Origin of the sequence: Streptomyces sp. NPDC021080 (assembly GCF_044333225.1) — a bacterium.
Lineage (GTDB): Bacteria > Actinomycetota > Actinomycetes > Streptomycetales > Streptomycetaceae > Streptomyces.
Window position 1 is genome coordinate 179,453 of sequence record NZ_JBIRQM010000009.1, and the last position, 17,114, is coordinate 196,566.

The window sequence follows — 17,114 nt, forward strand, 5'->3', positions numbered from 1 at the left end:
CCGTGACGGAAGGCACCACCTCCGCCGCCGCTGAGGGCGACACCCTGACCCGCCTGGAGCAGGAAGGCGAGATCGCGGCGGACTACCTCGAGGGTCTGCTCGACATCGCCGATCTTGACGGTGACATCGACATGGACGTCGAGGCCGACCGCGCCGCTGTCTCGATCGTCAGCGACTCGGGCGGTCGAGACCTGCAGAAGCTGGTCGGTCGCGACGGCGAGGTGCTGGAGGCGCTCCAGGAGCTCACGCGTCTGGCCGTGCACCGGGAGACCGGTGACCGCAGCCGGCTGATGCTGGACATCGCCGGGTTCCGGGCCAAGAAGCGCGAGGAGCTCTCCGAGCTGGGTGCCAAGGCCGCAGCCGAGGTCAAGAGCTCCGGTGAACCGGTGAAGATGGACCCGATGACGCCCTTCGAGCGCAAGGTCGTGCACGACGCGGTCAAGGCCGCGGGCCTGCGCAGCGAGTCCGAGGGCGAGGAGCCGCAGCGCTTCGTCGTCGTGCTTCCTGTCTGATCGGTACGTACGTTCCTTCGGCCCCGTCTGTTGCGCAGACGGGGCCGAATTTTGTCAGCCTGATAGTCCTGGTGATCAGCGCTCAGTGCGCTCAAGCGGTACGGAAGGACGGTCCCCCGTGACGGAGGCAGCGGAGCTTCCCCCCGCGCCCGAGCAGGCGCGCGAGGTATTCGGTGATCGCTTCGCGGACGCGGTCCGGTACGCGGAACTGCTGGCCGAGGCGGGAGTACAGCGTGGGCTGATCGGCCCGCGTGAAGTGCCCCGGCTGTGGGAGCGGCACCTGCTGAACTGTGCGGTGCTCTCCGAGGTCGTGCCGGAAGGCGTGACCGTGTGCGACGTCGGTTCCGGTGCGGGGCTGCCCGGCATCCCCCTGGCGCTCGTCCGGGAGGATCTCAAGATCACGTTGCTGGAGCCCCTGCTGCGCCGGACCAACTTCCTCACCGAGGTCGTGGAGCTGCTCGGACTCGACCATGTGACCGTCGTGCGCGGCCGCGCCGAGGAGGTCATGGGGAAGGTGCAGCCGGTTCATGTGGTGACCGCCAGGGCGGTCGCCCCGCTCGACCGGCTCGCGACGTGGGGCATCCCGTTGCTGCGCCCGTACGGAGAGATGCTGGCGCTCAAGGGCGACACCGCCGAGGAGGAGCTGAAGGCCTCCGCCACCGCGCTGAGCAAGCTCGGCGCGGTGGAGACCTCCATCCTGCAGGTCGGTGAGGGCATCGTGGACCCGCTGTCCACCGTGGTGCGGGTGGAGGTGGGGGAGAGCCCCGGAGGTGTGCGCTTCGCGGCCAAGCGCGCCAAGGCGGCCAGGACGGGACGGACGCGTCGCCGGCGCTGATCCTGTTCGGTGTGAGGATGGCTACTCCCGGTTCCCGCGCGACGGGGCCGGGAGTTTCCCTGTCCGGCGTCAGGAGTTGTTTCTCACTTCCGTCGGAGCGGTCCCGATGTCGGGATCGATTGTGCAAAAGCTGACAAACCTGTGCATATCGGAGTGTCGTGCCGTGATGACCCGAGCGGCTCGGCATCGTTGTTTCACGTGAAACGTCGCTCACTGTTGCACGGCATCATCAGTCGCGGCCGAGCTGCGGCCGAACCCCGCGAGCGGAGGCCCCTCGGGTCGCTCGGAGGGGGTGCGGAGTTGTCCACCGAGGTGGATTTCTCCACAGAACAACGGGCCTCGCTGGTTCGCGACCCCAATGGCATGGGAGGCTCTGTTCATTGCGAGCCTGAAGTCGAGGAGAGTGAATCCTTGCGGTCCGACGCCAACATCGCGGGACCGATGACCGATCCGGTCCCCGGTCCCCGTACCGAGTCGATGGGGGAGGATGTTTCACGTGAAACACCGCCCCCGATGGACGACACTCCCATCGGTCGTGCTGCCCAGCTGGCTGTGGAGGCGCTAGGTCGCGCCGGCGAGGGTCTGCCACGGCCCGAGCAGACCCGAGTCATCGTGGTCGCCAACCAGAAGGGTGGGGTGGGTAAGACCACGACCACGGTCAACCTTGCCGCCTCGCTGGCCCTGCACGGTGGCCGGGTCCTGGTGATCGACCTCGACCCTCAGGGCAATGCCTCCACGGCGCTGGGTATCGATCACCACGCCGAGGTTCCGTCGATCTATGACGTGCTGATCGACAGCAGGCCGCTCTCCGAAGTCGTTCAGCCGGTCCCTGATGTCGAGGGTCTCTTCTGTGCCCCCGCCACCATCGATCTCGCCGGTGCGGAGATCGAGCTGGTGTCGCTGGTGGCGCGTGAGAGCCGACTGGACCGGGCGATCCTGGCGTACGAGCAGCCGCTGGACTACATCCTCATCGACTGCCCGCCGTCCCTCGGTCTGCTCACCGTCAACGCGCTGGTCGCCGGTGCGGAAGTGCTCATCCCCATCCAGTGCGAGTACTACGCGCTCGAAGGCCTGGGGCAGCTCCTGCGCAACGTCGATCTCGTGCGCGGGCACCTCAACCCCGAGCTCCATGTCTCGACGATTCTGCTCACCATGTACGACGGACGGACCCGTCTCGCGTCCCAGGTCGCGGAGGAGGTGCGCACCCACTTCGGCAAGGAGGTGCTGCGGACGAGCATTCCGCGTTCGGTGCGTATCTCGGAGGCCCCGAGCTATGGGCAGACGGTTCTGACCTACGATCCGGGTTCGAGCGGTGCTCTCTCGTATCTTGAGGCCGCGCGCGAAATCGCCCTGCGAGGAGTCGGCGTGGCGTACGACGCGCAACATGCCCATGTGGGCGGACAGAACGATCAGAACATGGTGGAGGGGATCCAGTGAGCGACCGACGAAGGGGTCTGGGGCGGGGCCTTGGCGCGCTGATCCCTGCGGCTCCGACAGGTGAGCGGCCGGGTATTTCGGCGAGTGGGGCACCCTCCTCGCCGACCGCCGGCCCCGTCATCACAGCGGAGCGCGGGGTGGCGGTGGCGAAGGTGACAACGCTGCCGTCTGTTTCACATGAAACGGAGGAGGAGGCGTCCAACGGATCGCTGGAGTCGCTTCAGGCTCCGGTCGGCGCTCACTTCGCCGAGCTGCCCCTCGACGCCATCACGCCGAATCCGCGCCAGCCGCGTGAGATCTTCGATGAGGACGCTCTCGCCGAGCTGGTCACCTCCATCAAGGAGGTCGGACTCCTCCAGCCCGTCGTCGTGCGCCAGGTGGGTTCCGGGCGCTACGAGCTCATCATGGGCGAGCGCCGTTTCCGGGCCTGCCGTGAGGCGGGGCTCGAGGCCATTCCTGCGATCGTGCGCGCCACGGAGGACGAGAAGCTTCTCCTGGACGCGCTCCTCGAGAACCTCCACAGGGCTCAGCTGAACCCGCTGGAAGAGGCGGCGGCCTACGACCAGCTGCTCAAGGACTTCAACTGCACGCACGACCAGTTGGCCGACCGGATCGGACGATCGCGTCCGCAGGTCTCCAACACCCTGCGCCTGCTGAAGCTCTCCCCGTCGGTTCAGCGTCGTGTGGCTGCCGGGGTTCTCTCCGCGGGGCACGCACGGGCACTTCTCGCAGTCGACGACTCGGAGGAGCAGGACCGTCTGGCTCACCGCATCGTCGCCGAGGGGCTCTCGGTGCGCGCCGTGGAGGAGATCGTGACTCTCATGGGGTCGCGCCCGCAGACGGCTCAGCGCGCCAAGGGACCGCGGGCCGGCAGCCGGCTCTCTCCCGCGCTGAGCGATCTGGCGACCCGTCTCTCGGACCGCTTCGAGACCCGGGTGAAGGTCGACCTGGGGCAGAAGAAGGGCAAGATCACTGTCGAGTTCGCTTCGATGGAGGACCTTGAGCGCATCCTCGGCTCGCTCGCCCCGGGAGAGGGACCGGTCCTTCAGAAGAGTCTTCTGGACGACGATTCCGACGACGCGGAAGGCTGAGCCGGATTCCTGGTGGATCGACATCGATCGGTCCACCGGAAGAGCGGGTCGTGTCCGGCGAGTGCCGGAACACGGCCCGCTCTTTGCTTTCTGCCGGTATCGATGGAATCGCATCGTGGATACGATGCGATGGGTATGGCGCATCCACCTGGCAGCACCTTCATCGGGGAGGCGGGGTCATGCAGACCGTGAGCCGTACCGGACTGGTGACCGCGGGTCTGGGCCTGGGGGCGGTCGGCGGGTTCGTCGGCAGCCTGCTCAGAGAGCGGAGCCATCTGACAGCCGCCCGTGACGCCGCGGGCGAACGAAGCGAGGAACATCCTTCATGGGGCGCCGGCTCGTACCGCTCACGCTGGACAACTTTCCGGACCTTCCCCAGCGCTGTCGTGCGTGCGTCTTCTGGGAACTGGATCCTGTCAGCGGTGAAGCCGCGGTAAAGGCGAGCACAAGCACCCTGGAGAAGGAAGGGTGGATCTCCTCGGTTCTGCTGGACTGGGGATCCTGCGGCCGGGTCGCCTACGTGGACGATGTGCCCGTGGGCTATGTGCTCTACGCGCCGCCGGCGTATGTCCCCCGCTCCACGGCGTTCCCCACAAGCCCCGTGGCACCGGACGCCGTTCAGCTCATGACCTCGTTCATCATGCCGGGCTATCAGGGGCAGGGGCTGGGCCGGGTGATGGTCCAGACGGTGGCCAAGGATCTGCTCCGTCGTGGCTTCAAGGCGATCGAGGCGTTCGGAGACGCCCGGTGGAAGGAGCCCGCCTGTGTGCTCCCCGCCGACCATCTCGTCGCAGTGGGCTTCAAGACCGTGCGGCCTCACCCCAGATACCCCCGCCTGCGGCTGGAACTGCGGACGACGCTCTCCTGGAAGGAAGACGTGGAACTGGCGCTGGACCGGCTCCTCGGAGCCGTACAGAAGGAACCTGCGCTTCGTCCCTTGTGACGCCCGGTCGACCGCTGCATTTCTGTTTCGCGGTCGACGTCCTTCGGCGGCGAGGGAGCCCTCGGACAAAGCGAAGGGGCCGACCCGAGCGGGCCGGCCCCTTCGTGTTTCACGTGAAACATGCGCCGCACGTGCGGCCGTCGCTGACGACTAGACGATGAAGTCCTCGAGGTCGCGCACGATCGCGGCCTTCGGCTTCGCGCCGACGATGGTCTTCGCCACCTCGCCACCCTGGTAGACGTTCAGGGTCGGGATCGACATGACGCCGTACTTGGCGGCCGTCGCCGGGTTCTCGTCGATGTTGAGCTTGACGATCTCGATCTTGTCGCCGTGCTCGGCGGCGATGGCCTCGAGCGACGGGGCGATCTGGCGGCACGGACCGCACCAGGCGGCCCAGAAGTCCACCAGGACGGGCTTGGGGTTGTTGAGGACGTCCTGCTCGAAGGAGTCGTCGGTCACGTTCTTGAGGGTGCCGGCCACAGCGGGCTCCTTAACTTGTTTGTGCGGTGAGGAGGAGGGAGGGGATTCAGACGGTGGCGGCCGCGGTCTCGCTGTCCGCAAGGGCGGCGAGGTAGCGCTCGGCGTCAAGGGCGGCGGAGCAGCCGGTACCGGCCGCGGTGATCGCCTGGCGGTACGTGTGGTCGACGACGTCACCGGCGCCGAAGACGCCCGTGAGGTTGGTGCGGGTCGAAGGCGCGGCGACCTTCAGGTAGCCCTCGCCGTCCAGGTCGAGCTGGCCCTTGAAGAGCTCGGTGCGCGGGTCGTGACCGATCGCGATGAACAGACCGGTCACCGGCAGTTCCGAGGTCTCGCCGGTCTTGAGGTTGCGCAGCGTCAGACCTTCCAGCTTCGGGTCGCCCTTGATCTCGGCGACCTCGCTGTCCCAGACGAACTTGATCTTCGGGTCGGCGAAGGCGCGCTCCTGCATGGCCTTGGAGGCGCGGAGGCTGTCCCGGCGGTGAACGATGGTGACGGACTTGGCGAAGCGCGAGAGGAAGGTGGCTTCCTCCATCGCGGTGTCGCCACCGCCGATCACGGCGATGTCGTGGTCCTTGAAGAAGAAGCCGTCACAGGTCGCACACCAGGAGACGCCACGCCCGGAGAGCGTGTCCTCGTTGGGCAGACCGAGCTTGCGGTGCTGCGAGCCCGTCGTGACGATCACGGCCTTGGCGCGGTGCACCGTGCCGGCGGTGTCCGTGACGGTCTTGATCTCGCCCGTCAGGTCGACGGCGACGACGTCGTCCGGGACCAGCTCGGCTCCGAAGCGCTCGGCCTGGGCGCGCATGTTGTCCATGAGCTCGGGGCCCATGATGCCGTCCTGGAAGCCGGGGAAGTTCTCGACCTCGGTGGTGTTCATCAGCGCGCCGCCCGCGGTGACGGCGCCTTCGAAGACCAGCGGCTTCAGCGACGCGCGCGCGGTGTAGAGCGCCGCCGTGTAGCCGGCGGGCCCAGACCCGATGATGATCACGTTACGGACGTCGCTCACGCTTGATTCCTCGTCTCTGGAGACTGCTGCGTACCGGTGGGAGCATCTCTCAGTACTCTCACCCCACCCAACGGATCCTAAGGGGCTTCAATTCCCGCTGTGGCAGGGCACACGGAGACCGGATGGCGGGCGAGGACACCCAGCGATATCGGGGCGGCGGGCCTCTGTGTCGCGAGGCGGCAAGGCGTGCTGATGAGACGCTCGGAACGGTGGGGCCGATGTGCCCCGGAGCCTGCGGCGGACAGGTTCAGGAACGCGCGTACGACCGTGTCAGCAGCAGCTTGCCGGGTGACGGAGAGGACTGCTTCTGACAGGAGGCGTCCACGATGTAGGCCGTGACCTTGGTCGTGTCGGAGGCATCGGACACCACCAGGAGATAGACGCCCTTCCCCTGGAACGAGCCTTCCTTGGCGGCGAGGAGCACTCCTGGGTCTCCGGTCCCCTGCTCGACGCACTGGGGAACAGCGGGGGTGGGAGTGATCAATGTCTTCACGCCGCCCGAGTCGGTTCCGGCGTCCTGCGACTCGACGCCCCAGGGTTTGGCGGTGGGCGAACCGTCACCCGACTTCTTGTTCTTCGCGAGAAGGGCCGAGACGTCACCCTGCAGTGTCTTCTCGGAGAAGGTCCTCAGCGACCCCGATTCATGCTGGGACGCCGTCTGGGTGGCCTTGCCGGACTCGTCGCCGCCCAGGGACTGAACGAGGATCGCGCCCAGCCCGAGAGCCGCCGCCGCGAAGGCGGCGGTGAGAAGGACCGTCCGGCGGCGGCCACGACGTGCTCGGTGGGAGCGACCGGGGCCGGTGGCTCCACGAGGATGACCCGAAGGACTTCCGGTAGCCGATGTTTCACGTGAAACATGAGTACGGTCGTCCTTCGCGTCGGCCGTCTCGTCGGGAGCCGTGGCGTCCAGCAGGGCTTCCGCGGCCAGGGCGGCATCGATGCGTTCGGCCACATCGTCGGGCATACGCGAGGGACCAGGCAGGGTGCCGAGGAGACTGCGGATCTCCTCCAGGGAGTCGTACACGTCGGTGCAGAGCACGCACCCCTCGAGGTGCTGCCGAATGTCCTCGGCGAGGGCGGGTGAGAGCAGACCTTCGGTGAGATCGGAGATCTCCGCGACGTCCGGGTGTCCGGCCTTGTCCGTCGTGGATGTCACGCCCGCCCACCTCCGCCCTTCACGGCAGCTGAATCGCTTGGCCCCGCATCGCGGGGACCCGGCTCGTGAGCTCCCGCTGCGGGTGGGACGGATGTCCCCTGCGTCCGGTTCCGTCCGCCGCCCGACTTCTTCGTCTCCTCGTCACCCGGGTTCTTCGTGCGGAGATGGGTGAGGAGGGGAAGGAGTCTGGCTCTGCCGCGTGCGCAGCGGCTCTTCACCGTGCCGGTCGGCACGTCGAGGATGCGGGCAGCCTCCGCCACGGGGTAGCCCTGCATGTCCACCAGGACGAGGGCGGCGCGCTGGTCGGGGGGAAGGGTGCCCAGCGCGCCGATGAGCTCGCGGTGGAGGTCGTTGCGTTCGGCCGGGGCGGCGGCGGACTCGTGCGGCTCGAGGAGCTGCTCCAGGCGCTGGGTGTCATCGACGGGGGACGTCTTCCTGGAGGCCGCTTTGCGGGCCCGGTCCAGGCAGGCGTTCACCGTGATGCGGTGGAGCCAGGTCGTGACGGCCGACTGGCCCCGGAAGGTGTGGGCGGCCCGGTAGGCCGAGACGAGCGCGTCCTGGACCGCGTCAGCGGCCTCCTCGCGGTCTCCCAGCGTGCGCAGGGCCACCGCCCACAGGCGGTCGCGATGGCGCCGCACAAGCTCACCGAAGGCGTCTGGGTCGCCTTCGACATGGCGGGCCAGGAGGTCCTGATCGCTTGTTTCGCCCTGTACGGCTTCATCGGCCATCGGACCCCCTCCCCTCCGTCGACGAACGTCAGCCGGTGAACTTCACATCCGTGATCGCCTGCTTCCAACCGGCACCGCTGTAGCCGTCGCTGGGGGCGTTCGGCACATCGGTGATCCACAGCAGCACGTACTGCGTCTTCACCGACTTGGACGCCTTCACGGCCAGGCTGGTGCTGCTCGTGGTGGCGGAACCGATCTCCTTCATGCCGTCGACGGACGTCGAGGGAGACAGGGCGTCGGCGGCGTACAGGTGGATCGTGGTGTGGTTCCCCGGATAGCGAAGTCCTATCGAGGCGTTCTTGAGCGTCTGGGCCGAACCCAGGTCGTAGACGATGCCCACGCCCGGCTTGTACGGCGCCAGCTTGGGACCGGCGTTGTACTGCTTCGTACGCCAGAACGTGGTGCTGTTGCCGTCGAAGGTCTTGTCCACGTCGTCGGCCGCCTGGGCGGAACCTTCGACCACGTACTCCTGGGCATCCTTGATCGTGATCGGCTTGACCGGCGCGGTCTTGTTGCCGTCCTTCTCGTTGCCGTCCGTCGTCTGGGTCTTCTTGGTCTCGTCGGGCTTGTCGTGCTCCATGAGCGCGTCCGCGAGCTGCCAGCTGCCCAGACCCAGGGCGGCGATGAGGAGGGCCGAGACGGCCCACTTCAGGGCTGTTCCGGTACGGCTCTGCAGCGGGGGCGGCGGAGCCGGCAAGGGCTGGGCGACGCCCGGACGCGGCGCCTGACGGCCGTACGTGCCCTGCTGGTACGTCGTGCGCTGGTATTCGGGCGGTGCGGTGAACGCGGGCTCCGGCGGGCGGATGCGGGGCATCTCGCCGATCGCCTTCACCAGCTCCTCCGGCGTGGTGCACGGGGACTCGTGGCGGGAGGCGGTGGCACCGTCGTTGGCGAGCGCGCGCATGGCGAGCTCCGACAGGCCCCGGTGGACACCGGCGCGCACCTGGTCGGGCGCGATGAGACCGACGCCCTTGGGCAGGCCTGCCAGGCCGTAGGCGTCGTTCTCGTACGGCCAGCGCTGGGTGAGGGAGGCGTACAGGAGTGCGCCGATCGCCTCTGTGTCGGTGCGCTGCGGGGTGTCGGAACTGATGCCGCGCAGCGCGGCGTTCACGGCGAGCCCGCGGATGCGCCACTGGCCCGTCGACGTGCGCAGCACGGCGCCCGGGGTCAGCTTGAGATGGGCGAGGCCCTCGCGGTGCGCGGCGGCCATGGCCCCCGAGACCTGACTGACCATCTGGTAGGCCTCGTGCACCTCGAGGGGACCCGAGGCGAGGAGAGCGGTGAGTTCCGTGGCGTCGGGCAGCCACTCGTGCACCACGTAGACGAGGTCGTTCTCATCGACCGCGTCCAGGACCTGGACGAACCGGGGATCGCCCAGCAGGGCGGAGGAACGGGCCGCCGCCAGTACCGAGCGGGCGCGCGGATGATCGGCGGGCAGCAGGTGCACTCCGACGGCGCGGCGGAGTTTCTCGTCCATCGCGCGCCAACTGCTGAAACCGTCCAGTCGGGTGACGCACTCTTCGAGGCGGTAGCGCCTGGCGAGTTTGTGACCACTGTGCAGTTCGGGCGGTGAGGCCTTTCCGGGACCCTCGGTCCCGCCGCTCCCCTGTGCCTCTTCGCTGTCCGTGTCCCGCTCCCCGTTGAGGGCCACCCCGTCGGACGTGGTTTGGTCCGCCTTGGCGGTCAGCGGTTCGTCACCGCTGTTGTCTGCCACGTCGACGGCAGCCGTGCTCCGTTCCGCCACCGTCGTCCCTGCCTCCCCATCCATTGCGCGCTGTCCGACGCAGAAACCAATTGTGCCCACAGTCCGGCGCTATGCACGACACACGGCGACGGACGATGGTTGTGCGCGTACCCCCGCTTCAGCGCCCCAGACGCCCGCGGACCATCCCGACCATTGAGTTGAGTTCCTCGATGCGCATCTTGCGCGCCGCGACGTAGAAGACCCCGAGCAGGGCGATCGATCCGACGACGAGCGCCGCGATCGAACCGATCGCGCCATGTCCGAGGACCTGGGTGATCGCGAAGCCTACGGCGCCGCCCACCACGGCGCCAGGGACGGAGGCCAGGCACAGTCGCGCGTACGTGCGCAGCACGCGGGCGCCGTCCAGGTCGCCGTCCAGCCGCCTGCGCAGTCGCTGCCAGGCCACTCCGACGCCCACCGCGTACGCCAGTCCGTAGGCGCCGGCCATGCCGACGACCGCCCACTGCGCGGGCAGGATCACGTAACAGATGGCTGAGGCGGCCGCGTTGACGGCGGCCACGATGACCGTGTTGTAGAAGGGCGTGCGGGTGTCCTCGTAGGCGTAGAAGCCACGCAGGACCACGTACTGCACCGAGAACGGGATCAGACCGAGGGCGAAGGCCATGAGGACGTAGCCCTGGGACTCGGCGGCCGAGATGCCGCTGGAGCCGAAGAGCAGGGTGCACATGGGGATGCCCAGGGCGAGGAACATGAAGGCCACCGGGACGATCGCGACCGCCGAGGTCCGCAGCCCCTGCGAGATGTCGTCCCGGACGGCTCCCGGGTCGCCGTCGTGGGCCGCTCGCGAGATCCGCGGCAGCATGGCCGCCATGACGGAGACCGTGATGATCGCCTGCGGCATGCCCCAGATCAGCTGGGCGTTGGCGTAGGCCAGGATGCCCGCGCCGTCCTTGCCGGAGGCCTTGCCCGCCGCGGTGGCCAGCTGGGTGACGACGAGGACGCCGGCCTGGTTGGCGAGGACGAAGAGCACGGTCCACTTGGCGAGCTTGATGGCCTTGCCGAGGCCGTGGCCCCGCCAGTCGAAGCGCGGACGGAACCGGAAGCCGGCCTCGCGCAGATACGGAACCATCGCCGTGGCCTGCACGACCAGGCCGAGCAGGGTGCCGATGCCCAGCAGGCGGATGCCGTCCGGAGGGATGTTGTCCACCGTCATGCCGGAGTGCCGGGAGGTTCCGTAGACCCAGAGGAACATGCCGAACGTGAAGATCATGACGATGTTGTTCAGGACCGGGGTCCACATCATCGCGCCGAACTTGCCGCGGGCGTTGAGGATCTGGCCCATGACCACGTGGACGCCCATGAAGAAGATCGTGGGCAGGCAGTACCGGGCGAAGGTGACGGCCACGTTGTTGGAGGCCGGGTCGCTCGCGATGGAGTTCGACATCAGCTGGATCAGCAGCGGCGCGATGAAGACCGCGGCGGTGACGATCACGCCGAGGGCGACCATGACGAGCGTCAGCAGGCGGTTGGCGTACGCCTCGCCCCCGTCGTCGTCCTCCTTCATGGAACGGACCAGCTGGGGCACGAAGACCGAGTTGAGGCCGCCGCCGACGGTCAGGATGTAGATCATCGTCGGCAGGGTGTACGCGACGGTCCAGGCGTCACCGAGGGTCGCCGCGCCCAGAGCGGCGGTGATGATCATGGTCCGTACGAAGCCGGTGAGACGGGACACCAGGGTGCCCGCAGCCATCACGGCGCTCGACTTCAGCAGACCGGAAGCACGGCCGCCGGACTTCGCCGGAGCGGCCGCGGGCGGCTGAGCCGCGGCCGGAGCCGGCTCGGGGGCCGGTGCCGGGACCGCGGAGGAGACGGAGGAGGCATACCCGTTGCGGACGCCGCCCTGCTGCTGATCGCGGAAGAGATGGGCGAAGGCGTCGGGCTCGTGCCGGTCCTCGCCGGCCTGGGTGACGAGATCGTCCAGGCCCACGTACTGGGTGGTCCGGGCGTCGTCGCCGTAGGGCAGGTGACGCGTCGGTCCGGCCGGCTCGGGAGGCGGCGTCTGGGCCCACAGCCGAGGGTCCGGTGCGTACTGCGACGCGGGCGGCTGGGCGTACAGGGGCTGCTGGGGCGCGTACGTTCCCGGCGCCGGCGGAGGGTGCGCGGCACGGTCGTAGAGCGCCTCCGCGACCGGGTCCTGGGCCGAGAGGTCCTGAGCCCGGTACGGATCCTGGTCGTAGGCGTCCTGGAGGTACATGTCCGCGGGAGACCCCGGCGGCGTCTGAGCGGTCTCCGGCGTGCCCTCGGGGTGGCCGGAGCGGCGCGCGTCCCGGTCCGGGTAGTCCTCGGGGTAGCCCGAGGGTCCCGCGCCTTGGCCGCGGTCACCGTCGTACGGCGCGTTCATGGTTACCCCACCTCATCGTCCCCGGGCCAACCGGCCACGACATCGCTCAACGGTCCACTCTCTCACCCGTGCCGGACGGGTCGGCGCTTTCCGGTGCGGTGTCCGGTGACGGGTCACTCGGGTGCTCCGGGTCGTCTGCCCCGGACTCCGGGCCGGAAGCCTGTTCGGAACCGGCCTCGGAGTCTTCGGTGGTGTCAGTGTCCACGGTGCCCTCCGTGTCCGCGCTCTCGCCCCCCACCTCGGGACCGTTCTCCGCGTCCTCCTCGGCCTGCCGGGCCGCGGCGCGCTTACGCTGCGTGTACATCCGGAAACCGGCGAGTACGAGAAGCAGGACGCCGCCGCCGATGACGAGCATCACCGTGGAGGTGATCTCGGTGACCTTCACCTCGAAGGGAACCGGGTCTCCGTACGGCTGACCGTCCTCCGTGTAGAGCTGGGCGACGACCTGCACCGGGCCGTTGGCCTTGGTGGACGTCGTGAACTTGACCGACTGGCTGTGCTCGCCCGCGACCTGGATCTGCTGCTCGTCGTACGGGCCGTTGCCGATCTTGAGGCGGGTGGGCTGCTGCGAGGTGAGGCGCAGCACGAGATGGCCGACGCCCTGTACGAGGTTGTTCTGGACGGTCACGGGGATCGTGGCGCTGCGTCCCGACAGCTTCGCGTCCGACTTCTGGATGAGGTGCACCAGGCCCATGAGCCCGTCGAGGTAGGTCTCCACACCCTGGCGGAAGTCGGCAGCCTCCGTGGCCCGGCCGCGCCAGGAGGCGGACATCCCCCGGTCTGTGGCCCGCCCGAACGGCGTGACCACACGGGACTCGTCGGTCAGGATCATCCGGAACTTGTCGAGCTTGGCCTGGGTGGCCTGGATCCTCTCGAACGCCGAGCGCGGCAGTTCCCGGTGGCGCAGTGCCGAGGGGTACGAGGACGCCGAGGGGATCTTCGTGGTGGCGCCGGGGTCCGGCTTGGCCTTGGCGGCCTCGGTCAGGCCCTGGGACTGCGACCAGTTGCCCTGCTGGAGAGCTTGCAGGCCCTCGGCCATGGACTGAGCCTGGCTCGCCGTGGGCATGCGCTGCGGAGCGACGACGATGCTGCGCTCGTTCTTCGACTCCTGCAGGTTGATCATCAGGCTCTGCGCGAGGAACTTCTGGACGGCGAGCGTCGAGTCGTCCGCCTTCATCATGTCGCCCTGGAACGCGGTCGACAGCCGTTCGTCCGCGACCACCGCAGTGGTTCCGCCGCCGATGGGGCGGGCGGCACTGGGTGTGTAGGGCAGGCCGCCCGTCTCGCGCAGGCTGTCGCTGCGGGCGATCACCTTGTCCGCGCCGGCCGACGTGGCCACCTTGATGATCGACGGATCCACCGCACCGTCCGCGGGCCAGGCGAACTCCGTGCTCGGCTTCACGTGGACGATCGTCTCGACCGTACCGGCCGCCACATCGGTGGCGTCCTTGAGGTGGCTCAGAGAACCGGTGACGTCCTTGCCCTGGTGGGCCAGCGAGGCGAGGTCGGGGTCGGCGAAGGGGAGGGCGACGACGCTCTGGCCCTGGACCGTCTTCTCCAGCTTGTCGAGCCAGGCATTGGCCACCGCCTGGTTCTTCCCGGCGATGGTCGTGCCGTTCGCCTGCTGGATCCGGTAGCCACCCCTCATCGCGTCGACGGAGGCCAGCAGGTCGGGGTCGAGGACCCAGGTGACATCGAGCTGGCTGCCCAGCGACAGGAGCTGCTCCAGGCGCCCGCCCGGGGAGATCTCCTTGGCCAGGTCGTCGTTCTTGAAGACGGGCGTCTGCTGGGCGTCCGAACCGGTCTCCGCCGTGAGGTGGACGGTGGAGACGAGCGGCCAGAGGTAGGTCGTTTTTGTCTTCGTGTCCGCCGCATCGGGCTGCCACGGCAGGAAGGTCCGCTCGATACCGAGCACCTGGTCCCACGGCTGCGCGGTGGTCCGGCCCGTGAGCGACACACCGAGCTGGTAGACCCCGTCGGAGCCGAGGTCGAGGTTCTTGGCCGGCACCGAGATGCTGAAGTGCTGCGAGCTGCCCGCGGCGAGCTTGGTGACCTTCGCGACGTACTTGCCCCCGACCTCCAGCGGGTCGACGCCCGGCTGGAAGCTGGTGCGCCTGGCCACGGTGTCGATCGCCGAGCGGGTGTCCAGGGACGGTCCCACGCGAAGGCCCACGTGCGCGTCCGTGACGGTCTGCTTGCCCGTGTTGGTGACCGAGCCCGAGACCGTGATCGTGTCGCCGTCGGCGGGGGCGCTGGGGCTCAGCGAGTCGAGGCTGATGTCCACCGGGCCGGACGACCCTGTGGCAGTGGCCACAGAAGCCTTCTCGGCGGCCTGCGAGGGCGAACTCAAGGGCAGCTGGAGCAGCCCGGCCAGCAGCGGGGCCCCGGCCAGCAGTGCACCGCTGCGCCGGAGCCACCGGCGGGCAGGTGAGGGACTGGTCCCTTGGAAGTCTGCCGCCTCGGCCACGCGCTCGCCCGTCCCTCGTCGTCGTCAGTGGTCGTCGGAATGTGCGTCCACGCATGGTAACGAGGTGCGCTGAGAGTAAGTGCCACGGAGTGGTCCGCAAGATCAGGGATGGGAGCTCCCTGTCCCGTATGTGTGCCTATTCTGCCCCCGAAAAAATGTGGGGCACAGGTGTGGGATTTATCCAGGCGCTCCCCGTGGCTCCGGCCACGTACCCTTTTCTGTTGTGCCGAACGCCAACGAAGACAATTCCAGTGCCCTGAGCCAGGTGCAGCGCCGCGCGGTGAGTGAACTGCTGCGGGTGTCCCCTGTCGCCGACGAGCTCGCCCGCCGTTTCCAGGAGGCTGGGTTCTCGCTCGCCCTGGTCGGCGGCTCGGTCCGGGACGCGCTCCTCGGTCGGCTCGGCAACGACCTGGACTTCACGACGGATGCCCGGCCCGAGGACGTACTGAAGATCGTCCGGCCCTGGGCGGACGCGCTGTGGGAGGTCGGGATCGCCTTCGGCACGGTCGGGGCGCAGAAGGACGCCCGCGTGGGTGATGTGCAGCAGTCCTTCCAGATCGAGATCACGACGTACCGCTCCGAGGCGTACGACCGGACCTCGCGCAAGCCGGAGGTCTCCTACGGCGACTCCATCGAGGAAGACCTCGTGCGCCGCGACTTCACCGTGAACGCGATGGCCGTCGCGCTGCCGGAGAAGGAGTTCATCGACCCGTACGGCGGTCGGGACGACCTGGCCGCTCGCGTTCTGCGGACCCCGGGCACTCCCGAAGCGTCCTTCTCCGACGATCCGCTGCGGATGATGCGCGCCGCGCGGTTCGCCGCGCAGCTCGACTTCGAGGTGGCGCCCGAGGTCGTCGCCGCCATGAAGGACATGGCCGGACGTATCGAGATCGTCTCCGCGGAGCGGGTGCGGGACGAACTGAACAAGCTGATCCGGTCCGCCCACCCCCGCAAGGGTCTGACGCTGCTCGTGGACACGGGGCTCGCCGAGCACGTGCTCCCCGAGCTGCCCGCGCTGCGGCTGGAGCGTGACGAGCACCACCGGCACAAGGACGTCTACGAGCACACGCTGATCGTCCTGGAACAGGCGATGGCGCTGGAGGAGAGCGGGCCCGATCTGACCCTCAGGCTCGCCGCGCTGCTTCATGACATCGGCAAGCCGCGGACACGCCGCTTCGAGCAGGACGGGCGGGTGTCCTTTCACCACCACGAGATGGTGGGCGCCAAGATGACCAAGAAGCGGATGACGGCGCTCAAATACTCGAACGACCTCGTCAAGGACGTCTCACGTCTGGTCGAACTGCATCTGCGGTTCCACGGGTACGGTACCGGTGAGTGGACGGACTCCGCCGTCCGCCGCTATGTGCGTGACGCGGGCCCGCTCCTCGACCGTCTCCACAAGCTGACCCGTTCCGACTGCACCACGCGCAACAAGCGCAAGGCGACCGCGCTCTCCCGCGCCTACGACGGGCTGGAGGAGCGCATCGCCCAGCTCAAGGAGCAGGAAGAGCTCGACGCGATCCGCCCAGACCTCGACGGCAACGAGATCATGGAGATCCTGGGCATCGGTCCCGGCCCCGCGATCGGCCAGGCCTACAAGTTCCTGCTGGAGCTGAGGCTGGAGAACGGGCCGATGGAGCACGACGCCGCGGTGACGGCGCTCAAGGAGTGGTGGGCCGAGCAGGGCTGAGAGGTGCCGGCTCGTCATGTTTCACGTGAAACATTGACGCCGGGCAACGCGAAGGGGCGGTGTTTCACGTGAAACACCACCCCTGCTGTCTCTGTCTCCGCGGGCTACTTGTTCGACCCGAGGCAGAGAGTGAAGGACTCGCCGGTTTCCTTCCACGTCAGCGTCGCCGTCGTGCCCGCGACGTTCTGGCACGTCAGTGAAGGAAGCGAGGCGCCGTCCGCCTTCTTGAGGACCTTGTGCGTGGCCTTGGAGTCGGTGCAGTCCACCTGGATGACGTCCGGGTTGCTGTCGGTCCCCTTGTTGTACAGACAGTCGCCCACGGCCAGCTTCTTGGCATCCTCGCTGTCGTTGTGGATCAGCCAGCCGCCCACGATGATGCCGAGGCCCGCGACAGCGAGAACTATGCGCAGGTACTCCCTGAAGCCGCGCTTCGGGCGCTGCGGCGGAACCGGGGCGTAACCGGCCTGCTGCGGGAACCCGGGCTGACCCGGCTGCTGCGGGTATCCCTGCGGGGGCTGGCCGTACGGCGCCTGGCCCTGGGGCGGCTGGCCGTACGGTTGCTGTCCCTGCGCGAATGGATTCTGGCCCTGCGGCGGCGGAGTTGTCACTGGGGTCCCCCTGGAACGTTGACGCGTGACTCGAACGTAAGACGCACGTAAGTTA

The 17,114-nt window shown here is 68.4% G+C and carries 15 protein-coding genes; 7 read left to right on the plus strand and 8 right to left on the minus strand.

Going from position 1 to position 17,114, the window contains the following annotated elements; translation table 11 throughout:
* The first annotated feature begins 2 nt into the window (after positions 1-2).
* The 5 genes from ACH4S8_RS23355 (at position 3) to ACH4S8_RS23375 (ending at position 4,818) form a co-directional block, all read left to right on the plus strand.
* A complete protein-coding gene (locus ACH4S8_RS23355; RefSeq protein ID WP_398397003.1) occupies positions 3-512 on the plus strand; it encodes a protein jag in 510 nt (169 codons plus the stop codon).
* Positions 513-630: 118 nt separating this feature from the next.
* A complete protein-coding gene (rsmG, locus tag ACH4S8_RS23360; protein ID WP_398397005.1) occupies positions 631-1,347 on the plus strand; it encodes a 16S rRNA (guanine(527)-N(7))-methyltransferase RsmG in 717 nt (238 codons plus the stop codon).
* 363 nt (positions 1,348-1,710) lie between these two features.
* Positions 1,711-2,784: a ParA family protein gene (locus tag ACH4S8_RS23365; protein ID WP_398397362.1), complete on the plus strand. Its 1,074-nt coding sequence runs from the start codon at positions 1,711-1,713 to the stop codon at positions 2,782-2,784.
* Entirely contained in the window at positions 2,781-3,875 is a 1,095-nt protein-coding gene (locus ACH4S8_RS23370; RefSeq protein WP_398397007.1) for a ParB/RepB/Spo0J family partition protein, read from the plus strand. Before ACH4S8_RS23365 ends, ACH4S8_RS23370 begins: the two co-directional genes overlap by 4 nt.
* A gap of 325 nt (positions 3,876-4,200) precedes the next feature.
* Positions 4,201-4,818, plus strand: coding sequence for a GNAT family N-acetyltransferase (locus ACH4S8_RS23375; protein WP_398397009.1), 618 nt, complete (start codon positions 4,201-4,203; stop codon positions 4,816-4,818).
* Between the two features lie 150 nt (positions 4,819-4,968).
* On the opposite strand, the gene trxA is transcribed toward ACH4S8_RS23375, so the two are convergent.
* The 4 genes from trxA to sigM form a co-directional block, all read right to left on the minus strand.
* Positions 4,969-5,298, minus strand: coding sequence for a thioredoxin (gene trxA, locus ACH4S8_RS23380; protein ID WP_398397011.1), 330 nt, complete (start codon positions 5,296-5,298; stop codon positions 4,969-4,971).
* Positions 5,299-5,344: 46 nt separating this feature from the next.
* Positions 5,345-6,304 carry a thioredoxin-disulfide reductase gene (gene trxB / locus ACH4S8_RS23385; RefSeq protein WP_398397013.1) on the minus strand — a complete coding sequence of 320 codons (960 nt, stop codon included), beginning with the start codon at positions 6,302-6,304 and terminating at the stop codon, positions 5,345-5,347.
* Positions 6,305-6,551: 247 nt separating this feature from the next.
* Positions 6,552-7,460 carry an anti-sigma factor family protein gene (locus ACH4S8_RS23390; protein WP_398397015.1) on the minus strand — a complete coding sequence of 303 codons (909 nt, stop codon included), beginning with the start codon at positions 7,458-7,460 and terminating at the stop codon, positions 6,552-6,554.
* A complete protein-coding gene (gene sigM, locus ACH4S8_RS23395) occupies positions 7,457-8,143 on the minus strand; it encodes an RNA polymerase sigma factor SigM (protein WP_398397364.1) in 687 nt (228 codons plus the stop codon). The genes ACH4S8_RS23390 and sigM overlap by 4 nt, the downstream gene beginning before the upstream one ends.
* Between sigM and ACH4S8_RS23400 the strand changes: the two genes are divergently transcribed.
* Positions 8,087-8,227 (plus strand): hypothetical protein, encoded by a 141-nt coding sequence (locus tag ACH4S8_RS23400; RefSeq protein ID WP_398397383.1) that lies wholly within the window; start codon positions 8,087-8,089, stop codon positions 8,225-8,227. The genes sigM and ACH4S8_RS23400 overlap by 57 nt on opposite strands.
* Here the strand turns inward: ACH4S8_RS23400 and ACH4S8_RS23405 are convergent.
* From ACH4S8_RS23405 to ACH4S8_RS23415, 3 genes are all read right to left on the minus strand, one after another.
* The gene (locus ACH4S8_RS23405; RefSeq protein WP_398397017.1) at positions 8,217-9,932 is read right to left on the minus strand and encodes a protein kinase family protein; all 1,716 of its coding nucleotides are present in this window, start codon (positions 9,930-9,932) and stop codon (positions 8,217-8,219) included. The two genes, ACH4S8_RS23400 and ACH4S8_RS23405, sit on opposite strands and share 11 nt — an antisense overlap.
* Before the next feature lie 118 nt (positions 9,933-10,050).
* Positions 10,051-12,294: a murein biosynthesis integral membrane protein MurJ gene (murJ, locus tag ACH4S8_RS23410; protein ID WP_398397019.1), complete on the minus strand. Its 2,244-nt coding sequence runs from the start codon at positions 12,292-12,294 to the stop codon at positions 10,051-10,053.
* Between the two features lie 46 nt (positions 12,295-12,340).
* On the minus strand, positions 12,341-14,761 hold the full coding sequence (locus ACH4S8_RS23415) for a DUF6049 family protein (RefSeq protein WP_398397021.1): 2,421 nt from the start codon (positions 14,759-14,761) through the stop codon (positions 12,341-12,343).
* A 223-nt stretch (positions 14,762-14,984) separates the two neighbouring features.
* Here ACH4S8_RS23415 and ACH4S8_RS23420 point away from each other — a divergent pair, with 223 nt between their 5' ends.
* Complete coding sequence (locus ACH4S8_RS23420) at positions 14,985-16,451, plus strand: CCA tRNA nucleotidyltransferase (protein ID WP_398397023.1); 1,467 nt, start codon at positions 14,985-14,987, stop codon at positions 16,449-16,451.
* A 104-nt stretch (positions 16,452-16,555) separates the two neighbouring features.
* Here the strand turns inward: ACH4S8_RS23420 and ACH4S8_RS23425 are convergent, their stop codons facing one another.
* On the minus strand, positions 16,556-17,059 hold the full coding sequence (locus ACH4S8_RS23425) for a hypothetical protein (RefSeq protein ID WP_398397025.1): 504 nt from the start codon (positions 17,057-17,059) through the stop codon (positions 16,556-16,558).
* Positions 17,060-17,114: the final 55 nt, after the last annotated feature.

Excerpts from the sequence above, each read along its gene's own strand:
- ACH4S8_RS23365 (WP_398397362.1), top strand. The coding sequence starts at position 1,711 with ATGGGAGGCTCTGTTCATTGCGAGCCTGAAGTCGAGGAGAGTGAATCC.
- ACH4S8_RS23375 (WP_398397009.1), top strand. The coding sequence starts at position 4,201 with ATGGGGCGCCGGCTCGTACCGCTCACGCTGGACAACTTTCCGGACCTT.
- ACH4S8_RS23400 (WP_398397383.1), top strand. The coding sequence starts at position 8,087 with ATGGCGCCGCACAAGCTCACCGAAGGCGTCTGGGTCGCCTTCGACATG.
- murJ (WP_398397019.1), bottom strand. The coding sequence starts at position 12,294 with ATGAACGCGCCGTACGACGGTGACCGCGGCCAAGGCGCGGGACCCTCG.